21 protein-coding genes are annotated in these 25,525 nt (G+C 54.6%); 10 read left to right on the top strand and 11 right to left on the bottom strand.

The window, feature by feature from the left end; genetic code table 11:
- Window positions 1–10: 10 nt before the first annotated feature.
- Together WKS99_RS06045 and WKS99_RS06040 are read right to left on the bottom strand one after the other, a co-directional pair.
- Window positions 11–1,687: a hypothetical protein gene (locus tag WKS99_RS06045; RefSeq protein WP_340405538.1), complete on the bottom strand. Its 1,677-nt coding sequence runs from the start codon at window positions 1,685–1,687 to the stop codon at window positions 11–13.
- Window positions 1,684–2,241 (bottom strand): RNA polymerase sigma factor, encoded by a 558-nt coding sequence (locus WKS99_RS06040; protein ID WP_340405537.1) that lies wholly within the window; start codon window positions 2,239–2,241, stop codon window positions 1,684–1,686. Before WKS99_RS06040 ends, WKS99_RS06045 begins: the two co-directional genes overlap by 4 nt.
- 237 nt (window positions 2,242–2,478) lie before the next feature.
- Between WKS99_RS06040 and WKS99_RS06035 the strand changes: the two genes are divergently transcribed.
- The 3 genes from WKS99_RS06035 to hslO are packed head-to-tail and all read left to right on the top strand — an operon-like array spanning window position 2,479 to window position 4,408.
- Entirely contained in the window at window positions 2,479–2,772 is a 294-nt protein-coding gene (locus tag WKS99_RS06035) for a YerC/YecD family TrpR-related protein (protein WP_147571416.1), read from the top strand.
- Window positions 2,772–3,524 carry a class I SAM-dependent DNA methyltransferase gene (locus WKS99_RS06030; RefSeq protein WP_262670144.1) on the top strand — a complete coding sequence of 251 codons (753 nt, stop codon included), beginning with the start codon at window positions 2,772–2,774 and terminating at the stop codon, window positions 3,522–3,524. The genes WKS99_RS06035 and WKS99_RS06030 overlap by 1 nt, the downstream gene beginning before the upstream one ends.
- Window positions 3,525–3,529: 5 nt before the next feature.
- On the top strand, window positions 3,530–4,408 hold the full coding sequence (gene hslO, locus WKS99_RS06025) for an Hsp33 family molecular chaperone HslO (RefSeq protein ID WP_147571418.1): 879 nt from the start codon (window positions 3,530–3,532) through the stop codon (window positions 4,406–4,408).
- Window positions 4,409–4,532: 124 nt separating this feature from the next.
- Here hslO and WKS99_RS06020 read toward each other — a convergent pair whose 3' ends face one another.
- Window positions 4,533–8,630 (bottom strand): DUF6923 family protein, encoded by a 4,098-nt coding sequence (locus WKS99_RS06020; RefSeq protein WP_340405536.1) that lies wholly within the window; start codon window positions 8,628–8,630, stop codon window positions 4,533–4,535.
- A 380-nt stretch (window positions 8,631–9,010) separates the two neighbouring features.
- Here WKS99_RS06020 and WKS99_RS06015 point away from each other — a divergent pair, with 380 nt between their 5' ends.
- The 6 genes from WKS99_RS06015 (at window position 9,011) to WKS99_RS05995 (ending at window position 17,062) form a co-directional block, all read left to right on the top strand.
- Window positions 9,011–9,856, top strand: coding sequence for a tyrosine-type recombinase/integrase (locus WKS99_RS06015; protein WP_147571420.1), 846 nt, complete (start codon window positions 9,011–9,013; stop codon window positions 9,854–9,856).
- A 449-nt stretch (window positions 9,857–10,305) separates the two neighbouring features.
- Window positions 10,306–11,436, top strand: coding sequence for a zinc-ribbon domain-containing protein (locus WKS99_RS06010; protein WP_340405535.1), 1,131 nt, complete (start codon window positions 10,306–10,308; stop codon window positions 11,434–11,436).
- 40 nt (window positions 11,437–11,476) lie between these two features.
- Window positions 11,477–15,124, top strand: a complete 3,648-nt coding sequence (locus WKS99_RS06005; RefSeq protein WP_340405534.1) for an S-layer homology domain-containing protein — start codon at window positions 11,477–11,479, stop codon at window positions 15,122–15,124.
- Window positions 15,125–15,543: 419 nt separating this feature from the next.
- Window positions 15,544–16,002, top strand: a complete 459-nt coding sequence (locus WKS99_RS06000; RefSeq protein ID WP_340405533.1) for an HAD hydrolase-like protein — start codon at window positions 15,544–15,546, stop codon at window positions 16,000–16,002.
- A gap of 326 nt (window positions 16,003–16,328) precedes the next feature.
- A complete protein-coding gene (locus tag WKS99_RS13460) occupies window positions 16,329–16,448 on the top strand; it encodes a DeoR family transcriptional regulator (protein WP_445297951.1) in 120 nt (39 codons plus the stop codon).
- A gap of 23 nt (window positions 16,449–16,471) precedes the next feature.
- Window positions 16,472–17,062: a hypothetical protein gene (locus WKS99_RS05995; protein WP_340405532.1), complete on the top strand. Its 591-nt coding sequence runs from the start codon at window positions 16,472–16,474 to the stop codon at window positions 17,060–17,062.
- Window positions 17,063–17,199: 137 nt separating this feature from the next.
- Here the strand turns inward: WKS99_RS05995 and murI are convergent, their stop codons facing one another.
- From murI to WKS99_RS05980, 3 genes are all read right to left on the bottom strand, one after another.
- The gene (gene murI, locus WKS99_RS05990; protein WP_340405531.1) at window positions 17,200–18,018 is read right to left on the bottom strand and encodes a glutamate racemase; all 819 of its coding nucleotides are present in this window, start codon (window positions 18,016–18,018) and stop codon (window positions 17,200–17,202) included.
- A 316-nt stretch (window positions 18,019–18,334) separates the two neighbouring features.
- Window positions 18,335–20,263, bottom strand: a complete 1,929-nt coding sequence (locus tag WKS99_RS05985; RefSeq protein WP_340405530.1) for a TRAP transporter permease — start codon at window positions 20,261–20,263, stop codon at window positions 18,335–18,337.
- Between the two features lie 107 nt (window positions 20,264–20,370).
- Complete coding sequence (locus tag WKS99_RS05980) at window positions 20,371–21,387, bottom strand: TAXI family TRAP transporter solute-binding subunit (protein WP_340405529.1); 1,017 nt, start codon at window positions 21,385–21,387, stop codon at window positions 20,371–20,373.
- A gap of 197 nt (window positions 21,388–21,584) precedes the next feature.
- Between WKS99_RS05980 and WKS99_RS05975 the strand changes: the two genes are divergently transcribed.
- Window positions 21,585–22,484, top strand: coding sequence for a LysR family transcriptional regulator (locus WKS99_RS05975; protein WP_340405528.1), 900 nt, complete (start codon window positions 21,585–21,587; stop codon window positions 22,482–22,484).
- A gap of 43 nt (window positions 22,485–22,527) precedes the next feature.
- On the opposite strand, the gene WKS99_RS05970 is transcribed toward WKS99_RS05975, so the two are convergent.
- The 5 genes from WKS99_RS05970 to WKS99_RS05950 all read right to left on the bottom strand — a co-directional run bounded on the left by WKS99_RS05970 (window position 22,528) and on the right by WKS99_RS05950 (window position 25,525).
- Complete coding sequence (locus tag WKS99_RS05970) at window positions 22,528–23,163, bottom strand: hypothetical protein (protein WP_340405527.1); 636 nt, start codon at window positions 23,161–23,163, stop codon at window positions 22,528–22,530.
- 65 nt (window positions 23,164–23,228) lie between these two features.
- The gene (locus WKS99_RS05965) at window positions 23,229–23,711 is read right to left on the bottom strand and encodes a plasmid recombination protein (RefSeq protein ID WP_340405526.1); all 483 of its coding nucleotides are present in this window, start codon (window positions 23,709–23,711) and stop codon (window positions 23,229–23,231) included.
- A gap of 358 nt (window positions 23,712–24,069) precedes the next feature.
- The gene (locus WKS99_RS05960) at window positions 24,070–24,882 is read right to left on the bottom strand and encodes an AAA family ATPase (RefSeq protein WP_340405525.1); all 813 of its coding nucleotides are present in this window, start codon (window positions 24,880–24,882) and stop codon (window positions 24,070–24,072) included.
- The gene (locus WKS99_RS05955; protein WP_340405524.1) at window positions 24,806–25,069 is read right to left on the bottom strand and encodes a hypothetical protein; all 264 of its coding nucleotides are present in this window, start codon (window positions 25,067–25,069) and stop codon (window positions 24,806–24,808) included. The genes WKS99_RS05960 and WKS99_RS05955 overlap by 77 nt, the downstream gene beginning before the upstream one ends.
- A 135-nt stretch (window positions 25,070–25,204) precedes the next feature.
- Window positions 25,205–25,525, bottom strand: coding sequence for a plasmid mobilization protein (locus tag WKS99_RS05950; RefSeq protein WP_340405523.1), 321 nt, complete (start codon window positions 25,523–25,525; stop codon window positions 25,205–25,207).

Here is a 25,525-nt window from a genome sequence, read left to right as displayed (position 1 = left end):
CTGTCTTTTCCTATTCCTCTGTCTCCACCCGCCGGACCGCCAGATAGTAGTGCTCCTCCTCCGGATTCAGCTCCACGGTCCGTATCCCGCTCTCCGGCTCAAATCCAAAGTTTTGCCGAACGATCTCGATCTGCTCCCGGTCCTCCAGAACGGCGCTCTGGCCGGTAAAGGTGAGGGCGGAGCCCAGCCTGGTCACCAGGTCATAGCCGTATACGCCCTCGTTTTCGGTGTGGGCACAGTAGAAATCGAAGCTGGCATTCTTGACCAGTTGGGCAGTCACTTCCACTGTCCCGCCAGCGGGGATAGTCACTTCCCCCTCCAGATAACATACACGGTCTGCCACTTCAAAGTCCACCTCTTCCAGCCAGCCGGTTTCATACCGCTCCGCCGGGTCCTCTGACAGCAGGCCGTAGCTCATCAGATAGCCGCACAGCAGGCCGTAGTACATCTCAAAGTCCACCGTAGCCTGGGCGGGGTGGCGCAGGCCCCACAGGTCCTTGCTCCACCGCTCCATATCCGTCTCATAGAGCAGGGCGGCCGCATCCCGAAGGGCGGTATCCAGATCGCTCTCATACCGCTGGATATCCACCCCGGCCTCTATCTTTTTGTCCGTGTCCCAGCCCCCGGTGTTATAGCCCTGGGTGGTCATATTGGCCACGTCGTCCCCCAGGACAATTAAATAATAGGGTCGGTCGTGATCCCGTTCCCATTCCTGAGGAATGGAGAAGCTCTGGCCCATGATCCCCGCCTCCCGATCATAGAAGCCGCCATGGAAGCCGTAGGAGAGAACAGTAGTCCTGTCATAGTCCAGCTCGAACTCCACCCGGAGGGTAGGGTTTGGAAGGTCGGCCTTCTCGTCCTGCTCCGGCCCCCAGGGATCGGTGAATCGATAGACCGTCACCGGCACGCCTGTCAGGTCTGGGTAATCCCCCAGGGCTCCCTCCAGATAGGAGCCGTCGGACAGAAGATCCCGGTACGCCTCCCAGGAGTCCAGCCCCCGCAGGTTCAGCCGCTCCCCATCTGTCTGTCCCTCGGTGTCCTGAAAGCCGCCGGAGTATCCGCCGGGGTGAAGGACAGTTTCCAGTTCTTCGCCGTCCGCAGACAGGGTTGGCATCCGCTTCGTCAAGTCCCTCAGGGAGCTGACAAAGGGGTAGAGCACCTGGACCCTCTGCTCCTGGTCGGAGTGATTGGTCAGTACATAGCGGTCGCGGATCAGAAGGTCCGTGGACCGGCTGGAGTAACCCCTATCGGGGAAGCTCTCCCGGAGATCACTTAGGATCTTATCGTAGCTCTCCTCCCCCCAGGCCGCTTCTTCGGCGGCCATCTCCTCATTAGAGATCCACCGGGGTACCCAGGGTTGAAAGTCCAGAGTGATCTCCCGCTGGGCGGTGACAGCCCCGTTTTCCTCCGCCAAGGTCAGGGGAAACACCGGGCCTGCATAGGACATGAAATTGGTCACCCCGTCCGCTCCGCTCCCGCCCAGGCCGTTGTTGGATGAGCTCCCCCCCATCCGGGGCAGATACCACACTGCCGCCCCCGCCACCAGGCACAGACAGGCGGCCAGGGCGGTCCACCGCCTCCAACGGGGGGCGGGCCGCTTTCCGGCCGGTCTCCGGGCCGCCTCATCTACCTTCTGGTCTGAAATGTCGCTCAGAGATTGAAAGATCCTCTCACTCTTGTCACTCACAGCACTACCCCCTCTCGCTCCAGATACCGCTTCAGACCCGTCCGCAGGCGGAGCAGCCGCTGGCTCACCCGGTTTGGGGACCAGCCCAGCTGACCGGACAGCTCATCCAGCCGCTGTCCGTACCAGTATCGGCGGACAAACAGAACTCGGTCCTCTCTCGGCAGACCGTCCAGCCAGCGGTCAATGGTCCGGGAGAGCTCCCGCGCCTCTGTCTCCTCCTCGGCGCTGGGGACGGCTGGCACACAGTCCTCCAGCTCCAGTACCAGCGCCTCCAGCCCTTCTCCCCGCTTCTGGCTCTTTTGGGCCCGCCAGCGGTCGATGGACAAATTGCGGACCAATCGGACCAGATAGGCCCGCAGGGAGGCAGGCCGCTGGGGCGGCATGGTATTCCAGGCCCGGTGCCAGGTGTCGTTGACACACTCCTCCGCGTCCTCCCGGCTGGCCAGGATATTGTGGGACAGAGAGCGGCACAGCGTGCCGTATTTTTCGTCGGTGGCCGCAATGGCCCCCTCGTCCCGGGCCCAATACAGCTGGATGATGTCTGTGTCCTCCACGGCCGCACCTCCTTCCAAAATCCTATTCATCCTTCTAGACGTAAAAAAACGCGCGATATGACATCGGATTGATTTTTTATTTTATCATGGGCCGGTGAAAAAAGCTACGAGGGGCGGACCTCGGGTGCCGGTCCTCTGGCTGTATTTTTTTGTTTACTTTCACATGGTAGCCTGTTAAAATATAGAAGTATGGAGATATCCCCCACCCTTGGAATCATCGGGAGAAAGGAGCCTGTTATGTCAAAATTTTTGGATAAAGAGGCCAGCGATACCCTGTATCGCGCCATTTTGACCCTGAAGGACGAGGACGAGTGCCGCCGCTTTCTCCAGGACCTGTGTACCGTGTCCGAGCTGAAGGCCATGGAGCAGCGGATGGAAGTGGCCATGCTGCTGGATGAGGGCCTGATTTACAGCGACATTCTGGAAAAGACTGGGGCCTCCAGCGCCACCATCAGCCGGGTGAACCGGTGCCTCCACTACGGGGCAGAGGGCTATCAGCGGGTCATCCCCCGCCTGAAGGAGCGGCGGTGATGAACAGCTACCGCTTTCTGGCCGGCTGCTATGACCAGCTGACCTATGATGTCCGCTATCCCGCCTGGGCCGACTATATCGAAAAGCACTTCCGCCGCCAGCCCCTGCCAGGCAGGACGGTGCTGGACCTGGCCTGCGGCACGGGCTCCCTCACCCGGGAGCTGGCCTTGCGGGGCTATGAGATGATTGGAGTGGACCAGTCGCCGGAGATGCTGGCCGAGGCGGCGGAGAAAAACCGGGGCGCCGCCCCCATTGAGCCCATCTTCCTGTGCCAGCCCATGGAGAGGCTGGACCTGTACGGCACCATCGACGCCTGTGTGTGTTGCCTGGACAGCGTCAACTATGTTACCGACCCGAAAAAGCTCCAGCGGGCCTTTGAGCGGGTCCACCTGTTTCTCATGCCTGGGGGTCTGTTTCTCTTTGACGTAAACACGGTGGAAAAGCTGGAGGGGCTGGATGGTCAGGTCTTTTTGGATGAAACCGAGGACGCCTACTGCGTCTGGCGGGCGGAGTACTCCCGGCGCGGCCGCATCTGTTCCTATTTCATGGATATTTTCCAGTTGGACGAAAGGACCGGCCAGTGGGAGCGGGGGGAGGAGCTCCACCGGGAGCGGGCCTACACCACGGAGGAGCTGACGGCCATGCTCCGGCAGGCGGGTTTTTCCCAGATCAGGATATTCGGAGAATTGAAAATGCGTCCCCCCGTGGACGGGGAACAGCGCGTTTTTTTCACTGCGAGAAAGGACAAGTAATATCTATGCGCGACGAAATCGTAAGAGCAATAACCGGCGACGGCCTGGTCAAAGCTGTCGCTGTCACTGGACGGGACGTGGTGGAGCGGGCTCGAAACATCCACAAGCTGCTGCCCATGTCCACCGCCGCCCTGGGGCGGGCTCTGCTGGGGGCCTCTATGATGGGCGACATGCTCAAGGAGGAGCAGGGCTCCCTCACCCTTCAAATCAAAGGGGGCGGCCCCCTGGGCACCATTTTGGCGGTGTCCGACTATGAGGGCAACGTCCGGGGCTATGTCCAGCACCCCCAGGTGGACCTGATGGAGAAGTACCGGGGCAAGCTGGACGTGGGGGCCGCGGTGGGAACCGACGGCACCCTTACCGTCATCAAGGACATCGGACTGAAGGAGCCCTATGTGGGGTCTATCGGTCTGTTTTCCGGTGAGATCGCTGACGACTTGGCCATGTACTTTGTGGAGAGCGAGCAGATCCCAACCGCCTGTGCCCTGGGTGTACTGGTAGGGCTGGACCAGTCTGTCACCGCTGCCGGCGGCTATCTCATCCAGCTTCTGCCTGGCGCCGACGAGGAGATGATATCCAAGATAGAGGCCGGGGTCCATGCCATGGGCTCGGTCAGCCACGCTCTAGCCGATGGACTGGACGGCGAGGGATTGCTGAAAGCGGTACTGAAGGACTTTGAGCTGGAGATCCTGGAGAAGCATCCGGTGGAGTACCGGTGCTACTGCTCCCGAGACCGGGTGACCCGCGCCCTCATCAGCATGGGGCGGCAAGAGCTGTCCGGACTGATCGCCGAGCAGGGCCAGGCGGAGCTGTCCTGCCAGTTTTGCGACAAAGTGTACCGCTACTCCAGGGAGGAACTGGAGGACATTTTGGCCAATATGTGAGCATCAGGGCTGGCCCAGGTGGGTCAGCCCTGATCTTCTCTTTTGGTAAACAGCTTGCGCGGCTCCAGGACTCTGTTTTAATTTTAGAAGATGCCGGAAGGATATCCTTCCGGCATCTCTCTTTTCAGCAGGGCAGTTGGCGGTGCCGGGGCATCGGGCCCTGGCACCAGGGCCTCCACACCACCGTGGCCGCCGATGCCTCGTTGTCCTCGGGCCTCAACTCCAGGGACAGAGCAGTTACCGCCGCCCGGTTGACAAGGACGCCCTGGGCACAGGCATCCACCTGCCCGGCCAGCAGCAAGGACCGGGATTGCCCGGAGGGGATATCCCCCAGCTCGTAGCTGCCAATCCAGGGCTGCCAGGTGCCGCCGCCGTCGGGTGACACCATCACCCCATTCAACTCCGCCGGCAGTTGGTCTGTCACTACCGCTTGCAGCGCCGTTTCTGGCCCCAGGTTGGTCACCTGAAGCACATAGACCAGCGTCTGACAAGGCTGGACGTAACCTGGCGCCCACTTGCTCAACTGTAGATCCGTGCCGCCCGCGATGGGTACCACGCTGGTGGATGAGTTATTTGTGGGATCTGGATCCGGCGTAGTGCTGGACACGACGGCCGTGTTGGTGACACTGGTTCGGGCCTCCACCGCCAATCCACCCTGGATCAGGAAGGACCGCGCCCCACCCTCCGGCAGTTCTCCAATAGGATAGCTCCCGCTCCAGGGGCCCCAGGTGGCTCCGCCATCCAGGGAGAACTCTACATTGGACAGCTCCGGCGGAGTGATATCCGCCAATATTACCCCTTGGGCAGTGCTCGGCCCCCGGTTGGTCACCAAGATAGTATAGGTCAAGCTCTGACCGGGCTGGACCGGGTCCACGGGCCCCGTCTTGACCACCGCCAGGTCAGCCGTCTGGAGCACCGGAGTCACATCAGTGGAACTGTTGTTGCTGGGGTCCGGGTCCGGGGTAGTAGAGGCCACCACCGCTGTGTTGACCAGGGTATCTCCCGCAGTTGTGCTTACAGTGCCCCGCAGCAGGACCGAGCGGCTCTGTCCGGCGGGCAGGATGCCCAACCCATAGGGGCTGGACCAGGGTGCCCAGGTGGCCCCGTTATCCAACGAGAACTCCTGTCCCAGCAGGGCGGCCGGAACCGAGTCGGTCAGAATCACATTCTGTCCGTCCGAGGGGCCGCTGTTTCCCACCGTGATGGTGTACTGGAACTGCTGGCCGGGCACCGCGGGAGAGGTCCCGCCCTCCTTTACCACACTCAGATTGGCGGACTGCTCCACCTCCACCGGTGCGGTATCCGTGTTGTTGTCCGGATTTGGGTCCGGTGTAGTGCTGGATACTACCGCGGTGTTGGACAGGGGGCCAGCCTGGGCCGAGGGGGACACTGTCCCTCGGATAAGGACTGTCCTGTTGTCCCCCGGCAGCAGGGTACGCAGCGGATAGGGGCTGGACCAGGGTGCCCAAGTGATCCCTCCGTCCACGGAGAGCTCGGGCCCCAGAAGGGCACCCGGCGTCTGGTCCGCCAGTTCCACGTTCTGGGCAGCGGAGGGGCCCGCATTGGTCACTATCATGGTATAGACCAGGGGCTCCCCCGCCCGCACCGCCACCGGCAGCCCCGTCTTGACCACCGCCAGGTCAGCGGAAACGTCTACCGGGATCCGTACCGTGTCACTGTTGTTGCCGGGGTCCGGGTCCGGGGTGCTGCTGGACACGGTCGCGGTGTTTTCCACCAGGCCCTCCGCGTCCATGCTCACCGTCCCCCGGATGAGCACCTGTATCTGCCGCCCATTGGCGATGGTCCCCAGGGCATAGCTTCCCGTCCACGGCTGCCAGCTGGCCCCGTTGTCCAGAGAGAACTCCTGCCCCAGCAGAAGGGCGGGCAGCATATCGGTGATCTGGCCATCCACCGCCGGGTCCGGGCCCAGATTTTGGACCAGGATAGAATAAGTCAGCAACTGACCATGGATAGCCGGATTCGGGGAAGCGATCTTAGTTACTGCCAAGTCGGCGGCAGTGTTTACTGGGGTCAGCTCCGTGGCTGTGTTGTTGGTGGGATCTGGGTCTGGAGTGTCGCTGGTAATGGTCACGGTGTTCTGGATGGTCTCAGCGGCATCCGCTCTCACCGTCCCCCGGAGGACAACGGTCCGTGCGCCGCCCGCCGGCAGGGTGCCCAGGGACAGAGACCCGGTCCAGGATTGGAAGGTCACACCATCCAGAGAATACTCCCCGTTGGACAGCTGGTCAGGTAGGGGGTCGGTAAGGCGGACGTTCTGTCCGTCCGCCGGCCCCAGATTGGAAACTTCCACGGTATAGGTCAGTACCCCGCCCGCAGATACCGGACTGGGCGCCCCGGTCTTGGTAACCGCCAGGTCGGCGGCCAGGTCAACGGGTGTAATATCCGTGGAGGTATTGTTACTGGGGTCCGGGTCCGGGGTGGGACTGGTCACGGCAGCCGTGTTGACAATGGTCTGGCCGGCCGCAGGGCTGACTACGCCCCGCAGCAGCACCACTCTGGCCACCCCTGGTATCAAAGTCCCCAGGGGGAGAGTTGGGCTCCACGGCTGCCAAGTGGCTCCGTTGTCCAGCGACCACTCCAGGCCGTCCAGGCCATCGGGCTGCTGATCCTCTAAGGTGACATCTACCGCGCTGGAGGGGCCGGCGTTGCCCACCGCGAAAGTATAGGTCACCAGGTCCCCCGGACGGGCTGGTTTGGGCGCGCCCAGCTTCAGCAGAGACAGGTCCGCCTCCTTCCCCACCGGCACCTCCACGGTGTCTGTGTTATTGGACAGGTCCGGGTCAAAGGTAGGAGAACTGACTACGGCGGTATTGACGATGCTCCCCGTGGCCGCTGGGTCCACGGTCCCACGGATCAACACTGTGACGCTGTCCCCTGACGGGATGTCACCCAGAGGGGTCGAGCCGGCCCAGGGCTGCCAGGTGCTTCCCCCATCCAGGGAGAACTGGGGGGACAGCATCTCTGGGGGAACTGTGTCAGTGAGTTGGGCATCCTGTGCCGGGTCGGGGCCATTGTTATAGTTTTTGATGCTGTACGTCAGCGGTCCCCCCGCAGTAGCGGGATTGGGGTCCGCCGTCTTGGTCATCTGCAAGTCCGCTGTGGGCTCCACCACCGCCCGGGGGCAGATGGCCCCGTCGTTAAAGGAGGCAAAAAAGGTGGTGGAGAAGGGCACTCCTACGGCAGTGTTGCCACTGTGGGTATAGCGGTATACCGTTCCGTCGTTGTTGGCGATGGCGTAGACAGTCCCGGTGCTGTCTATGACCACCGCGCCGAAAGACGCATTTGGATTGGGGGCGGTGGTGGACAGGGCCGTGACCTGGCCAGTGGTGGGGACGATTCGAGTGAGCACCCCGTTGCGCTGCACACCGTACAGGTTTCCGTCCGCCGGGTCGTAGGCCCAGTCACTGATGTTGACCGCGGAGGACAGGGGCGTGCCATAGTTTGCCGTCTGCTCCACATAGCCCGCTCTGGGGTCTACCAGCTTCAAATAGGTGGCCGAACCGGGACGCAGATCCACTGTGTAGTAGCGGGCCGCGTCATTGATATACAGGTAAAAGAATCCGGCCGCGTCAAAGGTCCCGGTGTTGTAGCCGGCAGCCGGCAGTCCGTTAGGGCGAGTCAGTGGGGTCAGGGTCCCGTCCCCATCTACACGCACCAGGTTGTTGGTCGTCTGATCATAGCCATAGAGATAGTTGTCCAGGGGACTGTACCCAATGGCGTTTACATCGTGGGCTGGGTCTACCGCCCCGCGCAGCACCGACTGCCCCGTGACCAGATCGATGTCGTACCAGTTGGTGGGCCGCCCTACAAACTGAATCATCCGGCTGGAGCAGGGCAGCGGCGCGCTCAGGGCGTCGTGTCCGAAGTTCTGTCCGGAGAGCTCCGCATTGGATTCCACTTGAGCGGCAGTCACGGTAACATCCGCTTTACGCGGAGTATTGGAGTGGAGATAGCCCGCCGGCTGTGGAAAAGCTGAGGGCGGACATGAGGTGGGTTGGACCACCGGCTCATATATCGTATAACTGCCGGCGGCCGCCACAGAGAAGGAATAGCGGCCAAAGGCGTCGGTCTGCACAGTAGTACAGCTGCCTACGGCCCTGTATAATGTCATGGAAACGCCGGGGATCCCCGGTTCGCCCCCGTCAAACTGACCATTTCGGTCCAGGTCGTCATAGACGACCCCGGTGATGGTGGCTGGCATTTGAAATACATCTCCCTGTTAAAATTGGCGGCTGAAAATTGGCCTACGCCGCCACTCCATATTATGCCATGCCGCCTTCTTAGGGCACTTGGACCGGGTATTCGAAGGCTCCCGCCTCAGAAACGGCTTCAAAAGGAGCGATCTTTTTTCCTGCCAGCAATAGCCCAGGCTCTATTTTCTCCTGAGCAATACACGATGGATGAAATGCCCTCTCACATGGAAACATCTTTTCATGTAAGAGAGCGTTTTGTCGTTCCAGGGCACAAGGTTCCTGTCCCTTTGGTAAGTTTGGTATCAATTTGCAACATAAGCCCTGCAAAAGAGGATACGAGCCGACCCTGAACGGTTACACTAAGAGGAAACATGGAAAGGAGCGGGACATGAAAAACAGGAGTATCAGCGGAGAGCATCTGATCCGGTTTCGGAAGCGGCTGGAAGATGAGGAGCGAAGCGCGGCGACGGTAGAGAAATACCTGCGGGATGTGGCGCAGTTCGCGTCCTTTCTGGCGGGCGGCGTAGTAACCAAGGCCTCCGTTGCCCGGTGGAAGGAGCGCTTGCTAGAGGAGGGCCAGTCTCCCTCTACGGTGAACGGCAAGCTGACGGCGCTGGACCGCTTTCTGGCCTTTGCCGGCTGGGCGGACTGCCGGGTGCGTCACCTGAAGCTGCAGCGGCGGCTGTTCCGGGACTCGGACCGGGAGCTGACACGGGAGGAGTACGGCCGTCTTGTAGCGGCGGCGGGCGCGGCCGGAAAGGAGCGGCTGGAGCTGCTGCTGGAGAGCGTCTGTGCCACCGGGGTCCGGGTGTCCGAGGTAAGATATCTCACTGTGGAGGCCGCCCAGCGGGGCAGAGCAGAGATATCTCTCAAGGGCAAGATCCGTGCCATTCTCATCCCTGGCAAGCTGTGCCGCAAGCTGCTGAAATACGCCAGGAAACAAAAAATCGCCTCCGGTGAGATATTCCTCACCAGAGGCGGAAAGAGCTTATCCAGGAAACAGATCTGGGCGGAGATGAAGGGGCTCTGCCAGAAAGCTGGGGTAGCCTCCTCCAAGGTCTTTCCCCATAATCTGCGCCACCTATTCGCCCGAACCTTCTACCGGGCATGCCGGGACGTGGCCAAGCTGGCCGATGTGTTGGGCCACTCCTCCATTGAAACGACCCGTATCTACCTCATCTCTACTGGCGCCGAGCACGCCCGCGCCTTGGAGCGGTTGAGGCTGGTGTCCTAGCCTTATAGACAGAATCAGCCTTCTGTCCCAAAAAATTGAGAGGAAAAGGCTGATACATCCATTACATAACAATAATCATATCAGGGGAAGGCCGAAAAAGCAAGTGTTTTTGCCTTCCAAGGCATGAAAATCAGGACCGACGAATCCATTTTTTCGCCGGCCTGTGTTTCCATGCCCATGATTTGACAAAAAGTCGCTCTCCAGAGCGGCTTTTTTATTTTTTCCGCCCCATGAAGCGGCTATTGAGGACAAAAGGGCCGCTCTCCCCGACCTTATCCAGAACAGAAGGCTGATTTTGTCATCCTTCCAAGTGTTAATGGACAAGGCAGCATTTTTAACACCTTATCCTATTATGACAGAAGGCTGATTCTGTCCCGAAGGTCAAGAAGCCCTTGTAGGCTGGGCCTTTTTGTCCCGCGCGGAAAGGGGATGAGGATATTCGGAAAACGATGCATCAGTTGTGTCGGCAAACGGGCCGTGAGGAACTATTGGAGCAGTGGCACCCCACGAAAAACTTGCCGCTGACACCGGACACGGTAAGTGGCGGGAGCAGCCGCCGGGTGTGGTGGCGGTGCAGAAAGGGGCATGAGTGGCAGAGCGCTGTGTACGCCCGGGTGAGCGCGGGGGCCGGGTGCCCCTATTGCTCTGGGAAGCTGGCCGTCCCCGGCCAGACCGACCTGGCATCCCGCTTTCCGGAGGTGGCTTTCCAATGGCACCCCACGAAAAACGCCCCTCTCACCCCGGACCAGGTGCTCCCCGGCAGCCACAGGCTGGTCTGGTGGCTATGCAAAAAAGGGCACGAGTGGCAGGCCGTGGTCAAGTCCCGGACAGCCGGCAGCGGCTGTCCGGTGTGCAGCAACCGGGTAACTGCCCCTGGGGAGAACGATCTGGCTGTCACCCACCCGGAGCTGGCCGCCCAATGGCACCCCACGAGGAACGGGTCGCTGACGCCCCAGGAAGTGACGGCTGGGAGCCGCCGAAGGGTATGGTGGAAATGCTGTCGGGGGCATGAGTGGCAAGCCAGAGTCCTGTCTCGATCCTTTGGGGGCACAGGCTGCCCCTACTGCGCGGGCAAGCGGGTAATCCCTGGGGAGAACGACCTGGCCAGCCTCTACCCGGAGGTAGCCGCCCAGTGGCACCCAATGCGGAACGGCGCTCTGGCCCCAACTCAGGTGTCGCCGTACAGCAACCGGAAGGTGTGGTGGCGGTGTGAAAAGGGCCACGACTACCAGGCGGTGGCGGCGGCCCGGACCATGGGTGGAAGCGGCTGCCCCTACTGTGCAGGGCGGAAGGCGCTGGCGGGCTTCAACGACTTGGCTACTCTGGCGCCGGAGGTGGCGGCCCAGTGGTACTGGACGCTCAACGGCAGCCTAACGCCGGAGCAGGTGACGGCCGGGAGCCGGCGGAAGGTATGGTGGGAGTGCCCCTATGGCCACGTGTGGAAGGCGGCCATCTACTCCCGGACGGGAGAGCAGCACAGCGGCTGTCCCGTCTGCGCGGGCAAAGCCCGAAGCCGGCGGGCCCCCGCCCCAGCCGCCTGGGCGGCCAATCAGTCAAACAGCGGTATAGGCCGCATTTGAACCTATGAAACACCCTAAAACGCAAGGAGGAAATGAGTACATGAAGAAACGATTGACAGCGATCCTGCTCACTCTGGCGCTGGTCCTCTCCCTGGGTCCAGTGTCAGTCTGGGCGGCAGGCGGGAGCGGGCTCTCGCCGGATGACCCGATGGCGGTGCCGGAGGAGGGCATGGTCATCAAGGGCGGGACCTACTACGGTATTTCCTACGAATGGTTTAAAGGCATCAACCCTAACAAAGACACCATGTATTTTTCTATTCCATTGCCTGAAAAAGTTACCACTGTCATTGCTGATGGGTTCCGGGATTCATGGAGTTCAGAGAAAGAAAACAATGGCGCCGCCACCTATTATAGCGGCAGTCGGAAAACTGACTGGGCGCACTACAACGTAGTCACCATTGACTTCTCCGAAGCCGCCAATTTGACCACCATCAAAAGTCAGGCGGCGATGGGTGCGCCCCTCACCGGCGTGCTGGATCTATCCAAGACACAGGTACAGACGATAGAAAAGAGCGCCTTCAGCGGCTGCACGGGTCTGACCGGCGTGATCCTGCCCGATACCCTTGAGGTCCTGGGGGCGGCTGACGGCAGCAGCGGCAGTGTTTTCAATGGGTGTTCAGGGCTGGAGTTTGTCCGCACAGCGAACAGCGAGGAGAGTACGGTCTTTGAACTGCCGGACAGCCTGAAAGCCATCGGAAAGCAGACTTTCAAAGATGCCTTTTCCGCCGGAATGGATGTGAAGGTCGTTATCCCAGAATCTGTGGAGACCATCGGCAGCGAGGCATTCTACAGCGGACGCATCTCCCAGATTGTGGTAAAACGGCAGGGAGACGGCTGGGACTCGAACTACACCGGTTATAGCAGCAAAGCGTTCCATACCGGAAACAGCAGCCTGCTGATCATCTTTAATGACGACAAGAGCTATCAGGATTACAAACTCAACTGCAGTCCCACGAGCACTTCCAGAAATGCCATGACCCATCCCCTGACGATTCGATTTGGCGACACAGGTATTCAGCAGGAAAAGCTGAACTATCAGTCTATTCAGTATACCCGGATTGAGGGTACTGACTTTTGGGAGAAGGATACAGCATATACACTCCCCACTCTGGAAAATACGCCGGATGAAAAGCCTGGCTACGATGTACAATGGATGCTGGGCAGCAGCGCATTGACAAACACGGGGAAAGTGGATACCAATCAGACAAACCCGCAGGCCAAGGTGTCCTATTCCCTGCAAAACCCCACAGTCCAGTTTTCGGTGGACGGCGTCGCTCAGGCAAACGGGAACCTGACCGTAGAGCTAGATGACCAGGAACACACCGCCGGGGTACTGGTGTCCCATCCGCTGCTTCTGGAAAAACAGGGCAGCACGGAAGATGAATATGTCTACTTCCAATACTGCTGGTGGGACGAGTACGACCAGACCCCAAATGGCCCGCGCAGCATTGCGGAGCCAGATATCTTCTCTAACAGCGAGGGAAGCGGCATCCTGAATCGTGTAAAGACAGAACGTTCAGAAATTCCCATTGAGAGTAAAGACCATGAGAGAATCAGCCCCAACCAGTACATGGTAGAGATTTACGGCTATATCGTCAGGAATGGTGGAGAGCCAGAACTCTTCTATAAATCACATTATAATTTTATCGACTTCGGAAGCGACAACGATTACGAGGCGACAGTAACCAATTCTTACGTTTTCCAGGTGACGGTCATAGAGCCCAAGACCATCACGATTGAATCCCAGGACATTACGGCCTATACCGGCGGCGACTCCATCAATGACGACTCCTTCCCCACGGCCCGCTACAAGGTGACGGGTACGGAAAACGTCACCTTGGGTGAAATCGTTGTCACTGACAAAGCGGGCGAAGCGGGCGTAGAGTATGCCCTGTCTGACATTGAGGAGGGAGAAATCGTCCTTCTGCCCTGGCTGGAGGAGGGCTTTGTCCCAAAGGCAGAGGCAAACGCTCTGTCAGACGACGGCTTCGATACCGCAGATGATGACCGTGAGGCCGGCCTGTACGACATCGTCGCCACCAACCTGAACGAACTTACTGTGGAAACTAAGGACGGGGACCCGGTAGATATCGACTTCTACCCCGGCACCCTGACCGTGCGCAACGTATCCGATCCGGACAAAGTTCTGGACAACACCGTAGACATTGCCCAGCCCGTGGTCCACAGCGAGGACGACGTGGATACCGACGACGGAATCGCTGTGGCCGTGATTCCCGATGGCGCGCATTTCTATACCAACGGCCAGGAGGACCTGGGCGTGCTGGGCACGGATACAACCGATCCCGACGCCAACCCACAGATTGCCCTGCTCTTTGACGATATTCTCGAACGGGACGCTGCGGCCCAGGCCGACACGCAAGCGTTGTTGGCAGAGCGCGCGGCTGAAACGGGCCATGCCCTCACAGAAAATCAGTATGAGTTCAAGTATCTGGACCTCATCAACGAGCACGACGGCAACGCCTGGGTAAGCACAGACCAGGATATCACCATCTTCTGGCCCTACCCCGAAGCGGTCAAGAGCAGTTACAACGACTACACCTTTAGCGTCCTGCACTTCGAGGGTCTGCACCGGGAGTACCAGATCGATACAGCGGAGGACATGGAAAATCTGATCGATGCCTCCAACGTGGTTTCTATTTCCGCCGCCAAGACAGACAAGGGCGTGAAATTCACCCTGAGCGGGGACGCTGCTAACGGCAGCTTCTCCCCCTTCGCCCTAGCCTGGACGAAGGAGAGCGGCGGCAGCTCCGGTGGAGGCGGCGGCACCACCCGTTACACCATCACGGCCAGTGCGGAGGATGGCGGCTCCATCAGCCCCAGCGGTTCCGTCCGTGTTGCCCGCGGCAGCGACAAGACCTTCACCATCCGGGCGGACAGCGGGTATGAGATCGCCGACGTGCTGGTGGACGGAGAAAGCGTGGGGGCCGTTCGCTCCTACACCTTTGAGAACGTCCGGGAGAAGCACACCATTCAGGCCCAGTTCCGGGCTGTCAAGCCGGTGGCTGACCCTGACCACACCGGCGTATCCAACTGGCTCAATGCGGAGGACCACATGGCCTATCTGACCGGCTACCCTGACGGCACCTTTGGCCCCAACCGGAGCATGACACGGGCGGAGGTGGCCCAGATGTTCTACGCCCTGCTTCTGGACCAGGATGTGAAACTTACCGTATCCTTCTCCGACGTGCCCACCGAGGCGTGGTACGCCAAGGCGGTGAACACCCTGGCTTCCCTGGGTATGGTGGACGGCGTAGGCGGCGGCCGGTTTGACCCAGACCGGGCCATTACCCGCGCGGAGTTCACTACCATCGCCATGGGCTTCGCTCACAGAGTGAGCGAAGGAGAAGCCGGCTTCTCCGATGTGTCCGAGAGCGACTGGTTCTATCCCTATGTGATGAGCGCCTCCCAATATGGATGGATCGGCGGGTACAGCGACGGCACCTTCCGCCCCAACAACACCATCACCAGGGCGGAAGTGACCACCATCGTAAACAATATGCTGGCTCGGGCGGCAGACAAGGACTATGTGGACGCCCACGCCGACAGCCTCCGTCAGTTCCCCGACGTGGCCGAGGGCTATTGGGGTTACTACCAGATCATGGAGGCTGTCAACAGCCACAACTATACCAAGTCCGACGGCATGGAGGATTGGACTAGGTTGAAGTAACAGCGCCCATCTATCCCCTGCCCGCCTTCTAATTAAGGAGCACAAAGGAGGGAGCCGTTCCAACTGGAACGGCTCCCTCCTAAATTTAGATAAAATTTCACTATCGCTGACTTTTGCCACAATTACTCCCACTCGGCAAATTCAAGTATATGGGAGTGTATTTCAGGTGATTTCACAGGCAAAATATTCGCAAATATGTTAATGTTTTGCCTATTTATTTGGGGCAGTTCACTCTTAGTATCAAAATAGTATCATAAAAACCGAGAAATTGCAAGGGTTTCAGGCCATAAACGGCCGCAATTAAAACTTCCCTCAATTTGGACGTGTTGACAAGGATTGAAAAAGCTCTGCCTCTCCAAAGATAGATCAAGAGCTTTCCCCATAGACTGCTTTCTTCAGCACAGAAAGGAGACAGTATTATGAATCCATACCGCGCGGTTCTTTTTGACTTCGACGGAACTTTGATGGACACTTCTCCCGGTGTCATAACTTGTTTACTCCAAACGCTGGTAGAACTGGGGATTCACGAGGAGCACAAAGAAGTTCTACAAATTTTTTGGGAACCTCCTGCAGGAGAGTTTTTCATAGATGCATATGGATTTTCTGAATCCCAAGCTCAGAAGGCAAGCCTGCCATTTCGCCAAAAATTTCAAAAAGGCAGTCATCTAGATGCGATTCCCTACGAAGGAATCAAAGAGTTCATTTTTGCTCTCCGCAACTTTGGCTGCCGGACCGCTGTTGCAACCAATAAGCAGCAAAAACTAGCTCAAAGTATGATTCAGCATTTTCATTTTGCTCCATGTTTTGATGCTGTTTGTGGAGCAAGTGAACATAAACGTCTGCAAAAATGGGACATCGTTCAACAGGCATTGGATTAGCTACATGTGTCAAATCTCAAGGAAGCGGTTTTAATCGGTGACAGTAAATACGATGCAGACGGGGCTTTGCGGTCTGGAGTTAATTTTATTGGCGTGGGTTACGGCTTTGGCTTTTAGAATCCTTCCGACCTAGAGCCATATCCAAACGTAGGCTTTGCCCCAACGTTTGAGGACTTAATCAAGCTATTTTAAAATGAAATATTTGTTTGTTTTTTCTACCCAAGCTTGCTTTTTCCTGAGCAAATCATATAATAAAAATTACTGATACTGGCGATTCTGCCAAATTTAGAGAAGTTCTCGTGCAATAACATAACAGATTTGTAAAAATTAAAGATTGCCTTGCAATCAACGATTCTGCTTCTACTAGGGTACTATCTGAGTACATTGAGGTCAGTATGGTTACCATTCGCAAGGATCTTGCCGAATTGGAACAAGCCGTGTTATAAAACGAACACATGGGGGTGCAATTTTGGCGCAGACCCCCAAAAAGCTTTCCACAGTTCCTACTGAGATCCAAATTCCCGCCCCCATCGACACGCTCACGGATCAGGCCAAAGAATATGTCCGCCCCAAGGATTTCATCTTCTTGGGATCAGGGCGTACCTGTCTGTCTTTGGCCGAAAAAATTAAGACTATCAGTGGAATCTCAGTGATTGCCAATAACGTTTCAGCGCTTACCATTTTAAAACCCTATGTACAGAACATTATTCTGCTGGGCGGTGAGATCATTATGACACCGGATAGTCTATTTGCCACAAGTGATGCTAACTTGCCTGCGACAACGAGTGGGATGTTTGTCAATAAGGCTTTTTCCAGTGGTGTTGGAATTAATCTAGAGGCCGGGTTAACCGTAAATAATATGTTCAGCATATACGTCTGTCGTGTCATTCCTCAGTTAACAGAGGAGTGGTACGTTATGATGGATTCCAGCAAATTTGGTACGCGTGCATTTTACCAAGCAGCAGAATTAGGTAAAATCTCCCACTTAGTTACAGACATGGGGGACGAAACAATACTCCGTAAATACAAAGAAAAAGGAGTGGATGTAATCCACCCATAAAATAATTCAAAAAGCATAACCTGTTTTCCAAGTATGGAAATATTTAATTTTAAAACCGCCCCTTATGCCAGACACGTAGTCTAGCATAAGGGGCGGTTTAGCTATGCTCGATACAAAAACAATATTTAGTAATTATATTATTCTTTTAAAGGAACAGGGGCTGGTACAAGTGAGACAGGAGAGGTTACATGTAATCCTAACAATTTGGCCATGTTGGTGTACACATCGCAGTCACTTGTTGTATAAATATGAATTGAACCATCACCATCTTTGCGCAAACCATTGACCTGCAGTAAATACTCTTTTACCTGCATAGCTTGTGCTACTGCCGGATTAATCAGATACTTAAGGTTAGGATAAATATCTTGGATAATATCTTTTACTAATGGAAAATGTGTACACCCCAAAATTAACGAGTCAATATCCGGTTGTTGCGCTATGGTATCATCAAGGACATTCTGAATTTCATGTTCAATTTTATTTAAATCGAAATCTCCGTCCTCAATCAGTCTCGCAAGCCATTTGCTACCCCTAGGAATTACTTGGATATCTGGACAAGCCGTGTGAATATATTGTTCATAACAACCTGATTGTGCAGTAAAGACAGTGGAGAAAAGAATTATTTTCTTTGGATGAAGTTTAATTACTGTATCACTGCCCGCACGAACAATACTTATAATTTTAAAGGGAAATTCGTCTTGATACTCATCAATCAGTGTAGATATGGTGTTGCAACCAACCGCCACAACTTTAACATTTTTTTCTTGAAAAAAAGCTAAACATTGATGAATAAGATCTAGAATTACTCGTTTGCTTCGATTGCCATACGGTTGATTTTTTCCATCTCCGTAAAACATTATATTTTCATTTGGAAGAATTTTTTGAAGTTCCTTTACAACCGTGTAGCCCCCAAATCCAGCATCTAAAACGCCAATGGGCGCATCGGCACACAACATAAAATACCTCGTATAATAAGATTTGCAGATGTTTTTTAAGTGTATCTGCTTAGTACACTCCGTGTAATCAGCAGGCTTAGAGATACCCGTGATACAATAGCTGTAGGACAGCAGGGACAAGTTCTCCAATACCTCGTTGGATTGAAAAGGTACTTCAAGAGGAGCCGGTTCCCCTAGTCCGGAAGTTAACTGCAAACTCATTGGCTATTTGCCGGAGGTAAGGCCGCCCTTTCAGCAGTAAGGGATATCGCATTGGACTCCTTTGATTCCAGATAAGGCATAGTCGCCTCGTTTAGCACATGAAATACACAATTCCTTAGGCGCGGGCCTTCAATGTATATTTCTGCCAAGCGTAAATCGCAGCAATTAGTGTCACTCCTACTACATCTGTCACCAGACCCGGATGAACCAGCATTGCTCCACCAACAATTAGAGCAATTCTCAAATACAAGGGTGTTGTAGTGACAAAATACCCGGTTAGACCCGCACCAATCCCAATCATTCCAATAATTGAAGTGGCGGTAATCTGGATGACTCCCAACGGCGTGGTATCAATTAAGATCAGTTGAGGATTATACACAAACATATACGGAACGAGGAATGCTGCGATTGCTAGTTTTGTAGCGTTAACACCGGTCCAGAAGGGATCGCTTTTCGCAATTGCAGACCCGGCATACGCCGCCAAAGCGACGGGAGGCGTAATGTCCGCCACAATACCGAAATAAAAAGCAAACATGTGGGCCGCCAAAACGGGAACTCCTAGTTGGACAACGATAGGTGCTGCAATGACAGAAGTAATTAAATAGTTTGCCGTAGTGGGTACACCCATACCCAACACAATGGAAGTGACCATCGTAACAATCAACGTAGGGAGCATGTGTCCATCGGTTAGTGCAATCAAACTATCTCCAAACTTTAGGCCCAGTCCAGTCAGCGTGACCACACCTACAATAATACCAGCAGTAGAACATGCACAGGCAACAGACACGATGTTACGCGCGCCTATAATCAAGGCTTCAAAGATATCTTTTAAAGGAACATGAGTCTTTTTGCGGAGGAAGGGACAAATAATTGCAGTGATTATACCGCCTAACGCCGCCCGTGTTGTGGTGAAACCCATTAGCAAAAAGGCTATAATCGACACCAAGGGCAAAATAAGATGTCCCTTTTCCAACATCAGCTTCCCCGCCTTGGGGAGTTGTTCGCGGGGTAGTCCTTTTAACCCAAGTTTTTTTGCTTCCAGATGAACCATAATCCAGATTCCTAAAAAGTAAAGAAACGCAGGGATTACGGCAGCTTTAGCCACCTCAAGATAACTGACACCAATCGTCTCAGCAATCAGGAAGGCAGCAGCTCCCATAATAGGAGGCATTAGCTGTCCGCCAGTCGAGGCGGCCGCCTCAACAGCACCAGCAAATTCCGGCTTGTAGCCTAATGATTTCATTAACGGTATCGTGAAGGAGCCAGTAGAAACCGTATTAGAAACAGAGGAGCCAGAGACTGTACCCTGTAGGGCACTAGTCAGCACAGCGACTTTCGCCGGTCCACCTGCTGCCCAGCCTGCTAGTGCATTTGCAATATCAATAAAGAAGGCACCGATTCCCGTTTTTTCCAAAAATGCTCCAAAGAGTATAAACAAAAAGACAAAAGTAGAACAAACCCCTAAAGGCATTCCCATAATGCCTTCCGTTGTATAGAACATATGAGTAACAATTCGAGAAATTGAATAGCCGCGGTGACGAAGGAAGCCGGGCATCATAGGACCAAAATAAGCATAAAGGAGAAATACTGTTGCAATGATTACAATAGGAAGCCCAACTACACGGCGGCAAGCCTCCATAACTAAAATCACGGCAATTGCGCCTACAATAACATCCAACTGTGTATAGGCTCCTGAGCGACGAACGAGTTCGTTATAGTTTAAGATATAGTAGAGCGCTACGCCGATATATACAAACCCAAGAACCAAATCAATGTAGTTCATTTTATGGCGATTTCCTTTTGCCGTAGCAGGATAAAGCCAGTAAGAAAGAGGAATTACAAATGAGAGATGTGTCATTCGAACAAGCTGTGGGGGAATCGTACCAGTAATAGAACTATAAAGTTGAAAAATTGTAAGGCACAGCAGAATAGCGGTAATCATTTTATTGCCAAAACCAGTAAATTCCCGAGTATTTGACTCGCGTTCGAGCTTAGTTACGTCAATATTTTCTGTAACTGGTTTAGATTTTTTCAGCCAAGCCAAATCCAACACCCCTTTTCACACTAACAGGTAGGCAGGCAATGGTTGACCTGCCTACCTGTTAACAACTCAAACTATTGAACAGAATAAGTAGAACGTGATATTACAGCTCAGAGGACACCAACTTCTTTATAATACTTGACAGCACCTGGATGCAGGTGTTCCACATCGATTCCTTCCAAAGCGGAATCTAATGTAAGCATTTTAGCGTTGGCATGTGCCTCACCGAATTCGTCAAGGTTCTCGAAAACAGCTTTGGTAACTTGGTAAACAAACTCTTCAGACAAATTGGTACTGGCAATGAACGTAGCCTTTACTGCAATACTGTCAGCACCTTCTTCTAAATTGTAGTACTCTCCATCAATATGGGCTTTGGCAAAGTAAGGATAATTTGTAACAATCTGCTCCATTTTTTCCGAATCGATACTGACAAGGCGAACATCAGTAGTAATGCCAACTTCAGTCAGTGCAGTATTCGGCACACCAGTCAACATAAAAAAAGCATCTATGCTACCATCCTGGAAAGCAGTAGCAGATTCTTTGTACGAAAGGAAATTGGGCTTAATATCATCATAGGTCATGCCATATTCTCCAAGAATAATGGGCATATTCGATTCGGTTCCCGAACCGACATCGCCAACAGATACCCGCTTTCCTTTTAGATCCGAGATTGAATTGATATCACTATCAGCTCGCACAACAAGGTGTAGAATCTCTGGATAGATACTACAGATAGCACCAAACCCGTCGGTAACTTTATCAAACTGAACAGTCCCACTCATTGCGTAAGAAATATTATCAGTTTGTGCCAATGCGAAATCAATTTCACCATTGCTGATTAACCGTACGTTTTCTAGTGCACCACCCGTTGCATTTGCAGTAATATTCGTTCCAAGTGCCCGGTTAAGCACCTGGCAAAGGGCACCTCCCAAGGGATAATAGGTTCCCGAGGTACCTCCCGTACCCATGATGTAATCGCCACCCAGTTCCAAAGTTCCATCTTCCTGGGAGGAAGTCGCTCCAGAGCTATCGGCAGAACCGTTGGCCCCATTCTGTCTCGTTTGTCCACATGATATCAGCGAGAAGGTAAGTGTGATTGCTAAAGCTAAAGAAAGAACTTTTTTCATTGTTATGCCTCCAATCATCTGTATTACCTGTGCCTAGGCTTTTGCCGTCTTTACAATATCATAAATAGATTAATATATAAAACGAATAATATGGCTTTATATTATTCAAACTTTTGCTTTTATTTCTTTATGTTTTGAAATTTTATGGTATAATAGTTTTACAATTTTAACAGGTGATATGAGAAAGGAAGTTCAATGTGGACTATAGAGATATTGAAATTTTTTTAGAGATATCCAGAACCCACAATATAACAAAAGCAGCAGAGAACCTCTTTTTATCCCAAACCAGCGTTAGTCACCGTCTCAAAAGATTGGAAGCAGAATTGGGAGCTCCGTTGATCACTCGGCAACGGGGCATGAGATCTCTTGAGTTTACTCCCCGTGGAGAAGCATTCATACCACTGGCAAAGCGTTGGATGGATCTGTACAAAGAAGTAGAAATTTGTATAAATGGACCGGAAATGACTCTCTCCATTGGTGCCATCCATAGTGTAAACCCAGGATTTCTTTATCCACTAATCCAAAGGATGATTCAAGAAAAACATGGATTAACGATTTATCTTTCGCAGATGTCCAGCATTGACCTTTATAAAGCAATAGAAAATCAACAGATTGATATTGGCTTTGTAGGTTTTCGGTACCACCGTCCTCACGTCCATGTACGTCCTATTTTGCGTCAAACATTATGTGTCGTTTCTCAAAGCCCAAATTTTTGTCCTAATACGGTAATATCGCCCCAAGAACTTGATCCGCAACTTGAAATATATTCTTACTGGGGACCTGAATATCAAGCTTGGCATGACCGTCGGTGGAGCCCCGCTTTTCGCCCTTGCGTAGTAACGGACAGCATGTCCAACGTCTCTCTTTTATTATCAGGAGGGGATTATTGGTCCATTCTGCCTTCAAATCTTGCCTTCGATTTAGTCCAGACATCCAACCTTAAAATGTATCAGCTTTCGGATCCCCCTCCTGAACGAGTTTGCTACATGATTACACATCAATTTCCCAAAGCCGGACATAAGCAAGCCATTAATATCTTCAATCAAATTTTAGCGCAGACAGAAAATGAGCACCATGAACTGCCACTGCAGATATAAATTTGTTTTAAAACCTTATCGTATGATTATAATCTACTTTTATTTACCGCCCGCCTCGGTCAAGCGAGCGCCGGGGCCGCTTGCGGCCTTTCTCAGTCTGTTCTCTCTGCTTGTCGGCCTCCACCGCCGCCGCTATCTGCTCCGGGCCAAAAACCCGCTTGACCCGTGTATAGTCAGCGGAGGTCTGCCGCAGTTTCTTGTTCTCTATCTTCATCTCCATCAATCGGTCAGACAGGCGGGCGTTGCCCTCCCGCAACCCGGTCATAGTCCCCTTGCAGAGGCGGTCAAATTTCCCCCGTAGTTCCATACAGGCTCGATATAGGGAACGCAGCACCTTTACGATTTTCGCCAGCACGGGCTTTGCCTTTTTCTCCCGGTAGGACTTACCGCTCTCCAGCATCCCGGCCTCCGGTAGAATTTCCTCCGGGTCGGCGGAGAAGTCCGCCGCAAGCCGCTCCATGTTCTTTACCGCCGGGGCCAGTTCTTTCAGCCGTCGCTCCTGGCTCTCCACCTGGCTTTCTTTCTCCGCCCTGACCGTCTCCAGGGCGGAAATCTCCCTTGTCCGCTGCTCTTTCTTGTAGTCCAGCACAGACAGGTGCTTGCCATGGGTGCCCTTGTCCTCCCACTCTATCCCGTGGCGTTCCATCACGGCGGAGAGTTGTTCTTTCTCCGAGCGCACCCACTGGCTCCATTCTGTGTCCCCTCTGGTGCCGCCCTTGAAACCCTGTGCCGCTAACGCCTGTTTCAGCGATACCCTTGAGTCCAGCCCGCGCTTGCTCCCGGTAGTGAACGGCACAAAGTCGATGTGTAGATGGGGCGGGCTCCGATCCTGAGGTGGGCCGAGAATACACGGAGGTTTTGGTTGTGCTCTTGAAAGGCTTTCATATACTCGTCTAGCACCGCCGCCGCAAGTCGCCCCTCGTCACTATCGGCGCTCATATCGTCCTTATTGCCCACTTGCAGGATAATTTCATGGAACGGCTTTTCCTGCTTGCCGGATTGGATTTTCTCATAGTAGTTTTCAATCTTGCGGTCTGCCCTGGTCTGCTTGGCGTTATATCGCTCCAAAGCCTCGTCAAAAAGTTCATGGTACACCGCCTTGATATTCTCTCGGCAATATGTTACATTCAGGCGGGAACGCTCTGGATTGGTATTCTTAGCGTGAAACTTCTTGCTGTTATGATTGACCGAGCCTCGCCCCACCATGACGATGATTGTCCTTTTCAAATCAATCCCTCCTTCCTTTTCCGCCACGCCAGCGGCGGGCCTTTGTTACTTTCTGCGAAAGTAACATCAAAAGCGCATTTGCGCCCTACGGGGTGGTGTGGGGGCTTTGCCCTCGCCGTCTGCGGACGGCTCCCCCAGCAGGGCCGCCCTTTGAAAAGGGCACCCTGCACCCCGCCTAAACTTTGTCACTCGCCGTTGGGCAGGGGGGAAAGGCCAGCGGCCTTTCCCCCCCACCCGGCAAGTGTTTCCGTGGGCCGAAAGTCAAGGGGTTCGGGTTGTATTGCCTTGCGGCAATCTCCACCCGCAGGTATGCCCCCTTGACTTTTGGCCCCGCTCCCCGTGACAGCCGTCACGGTCGTCACGCCTGGGGAGGGACGAGGGAGAGAGTGATTGTCCTCCCGGCGTGGGTGCGGGCGCTCTCGTAGCGGATATGGTACTCATAGAGCAATCTCCTGGCCCGGACATTCAGCCGCATGGTGAGGGCGTTTGCTTTCATATCCAGCCCCAGGGCGGCGGCGAGGTCTGTCGCCGTTCCCGTCCACTCTGGCCGCTCATCTGTCACCAAAGCGGCCACAGCCTCCAAAACCTCGTCGGACGGCTCCTTGTGCAGTTCTGTTTCCGCCCGCTCCAACTGCCACATAAGCCTCTCCTCGTCCCGTGTGAGATAGAGGCGCTGGTCTCGCCCGGAAATGTCCAAGGTGGCGGCGTTGCCCGTCCTCCGTTCCTTTTGGAGCAGAAAGGCCCCATCCGCCGCCCCCAACAGGCCGTTGGTGCCGGAAATCATATCGAACCTATCGTCGGTCTGTTGCTTGCGGGTATGATGCACCAGCAGGAGGCAGACCCCGCTTTCGTTCGCAAACTGTTTCAGCCCGGTTATCACTTCATAATCATTGGCATAACTGTATTTCTCGCCCCCGTCCTCCCGGATTTTTTGCAGGGTGTCGATAATAATAAGGCGGGTGTCGGGATAGTCCTTGACAAAGCCCCTTAACTGTTTATAGAGGCCGCTTGCCAACTGTTGAGCGATGGTAGCAAAGCGGAGGTGTTTGGTGCTGTCCGCTCCAAATATTTGGTAAGCCCGCCCCTGTAAGCGGTCATAATCGTCCTCCAAAGCCAGATAGAGGACTGTCCCCTGTCGGACGGAATACCCCCACAGGGGTAGGGTAGCCAAGCTGGAGCATGAGGAAGGACTTGCCAACTTTGGGAGCGCCCACAAAGAGGTACACTCCGGGATAGAGCAAGCCCTCTATCACAGGCGGCCTGCCGGGGAACACCTGCTCATAGAGTTCGCTCATGGAGATGGTGGGCAGATAAGCCGGGTTGTTAGCCCGGCTTATCTGCCGTATAAGTTCCTCCAAATCTCTGTCCTGGGGGCTGTGTTTGTCGAAATCCTCTGCTATACTTTGAGTGGTTACTTGTGAGAGCGACTGTCCCCCGTCTGGGCCAACAGGCGGATATGGGACGGTCGTTTTCTCTTGTAATCTATCCATCAATCAATCCTCCCTCATGCCATCCATGATGTCGGCGATTAGTTCAATAGTCTCCATCAGTTCACCGTCCACAGCGGCCCCGGCCTCTATACGCTGCAGTTCGGCCAGTACAGCGGCCAACTCGTTCCGTAGGGCTTTGTAGATCCTTGGATTGCCCTGCACCACCACATCACGGCACAACAGCCGCCGGGTGATGTAGTCCTGTTTGGAAAGCCCGGAGAGGCGCACAGCGGTTTCAATCTGTTCGTCCTCCTCCGGGGACACCCGGAACGCCACGGTCTTATTTCTCCATCGGTTGTGGTTGTCAAGGTTTTTCGCAGACAT

It is taken from the genome of Flintibacter sp. HCN-6482, assembly GCF_037892565.1.
Classification (GTDB): domain Bacteria; phylum Bacillota; class Clostridia; order Oscillospirales; family Oscillospiraceae; genus Lawsonibacter; species Lawsonibacter aceti.
This window is presented reverse-complemented; position numbering and strand designations above follow the sequence as displayed.

Excerpts from the sequence above, each read along its gene's own strand:
- WKS99_RS06035 (WP_147571416.1), top strand. The coding sequence starts at position 2,479 with ATGTCAAAATTTTTGGATAAAGAGGCCAGCGATACCCTGTATCGCGCC.
- WKS99_RS06030 (WP_262670144.1), top strand. The coding sequence starts at position 2,772 with ATGAACAGCTACCGCTTTCTGGCCGGCTGCTATGACCAGCTGACCTAT.
- hslO (WP_147571418.1), top strand. The coding sequence starts at position 3,530 with ATGCGCGACGAAATCGTAAGAGCAATAACCGGCGACGGCCTGGTCAAA.
- WKS99_RS06020 (WP_340405536.1), bottom strand. The coding sequence starts at position 8,630 with ATGCCAGCCACCATCACCGGGGTCGTCTATGACGACCTGGACCGAAAT.
- WKS99_RS06015 (WP_147571420.1), top strand. The coding sequence starts at position 9,011 with ATGAAAAACAGGAGTATCAGCGGAGAGCATCTGATCCGGTTTCGGAAG.
- WKS99_RS06010 (WP_340405535.1), top strand. The coding sequence starts at position 10,306 with ATGCATCAGTTGTGTCGGCAAACGGGCCGTGAGGAACTATTGGAGCAG.
- WKS99_RS06005 (WP_340405534.1), top strand. The coding sequence starts at position 11,477 with ATGAAGAAACGATTGACAGCGATCCTGCTCACTCTGGCGCTGGTCCTC.
- WKS99_RS06000 (WP_340405533.1), top strand. The coding sequence starts at position 15,544 with ATGAATCCATACCGCGCGGTTCTTTTTGACTTCGACGGAACTTTGATG.
- murI (WP_340405531.1), bottom strand. The coding sequence starts at position 18,018 with ATGTTGTGTGCCGATGCGCCCATTGGCGTTTTAGATGCTGGATTTGGG.
- WKS99_RS05980 (WP_340405529.1), bottom strand. The coding sequence starts at position 21,387 with ATGAAAAAAGTTCTTTCTTTAGCTTTAGCAATCACACTTACCTTCTCG.
- WKS99_RS05950 (WP_340405523.1), bottom strand. The coding sequence starts at position 25,525 with ATGTCTGCGAAAAACCTTGACAACCACAACCGATGGAGAAATAAGACC.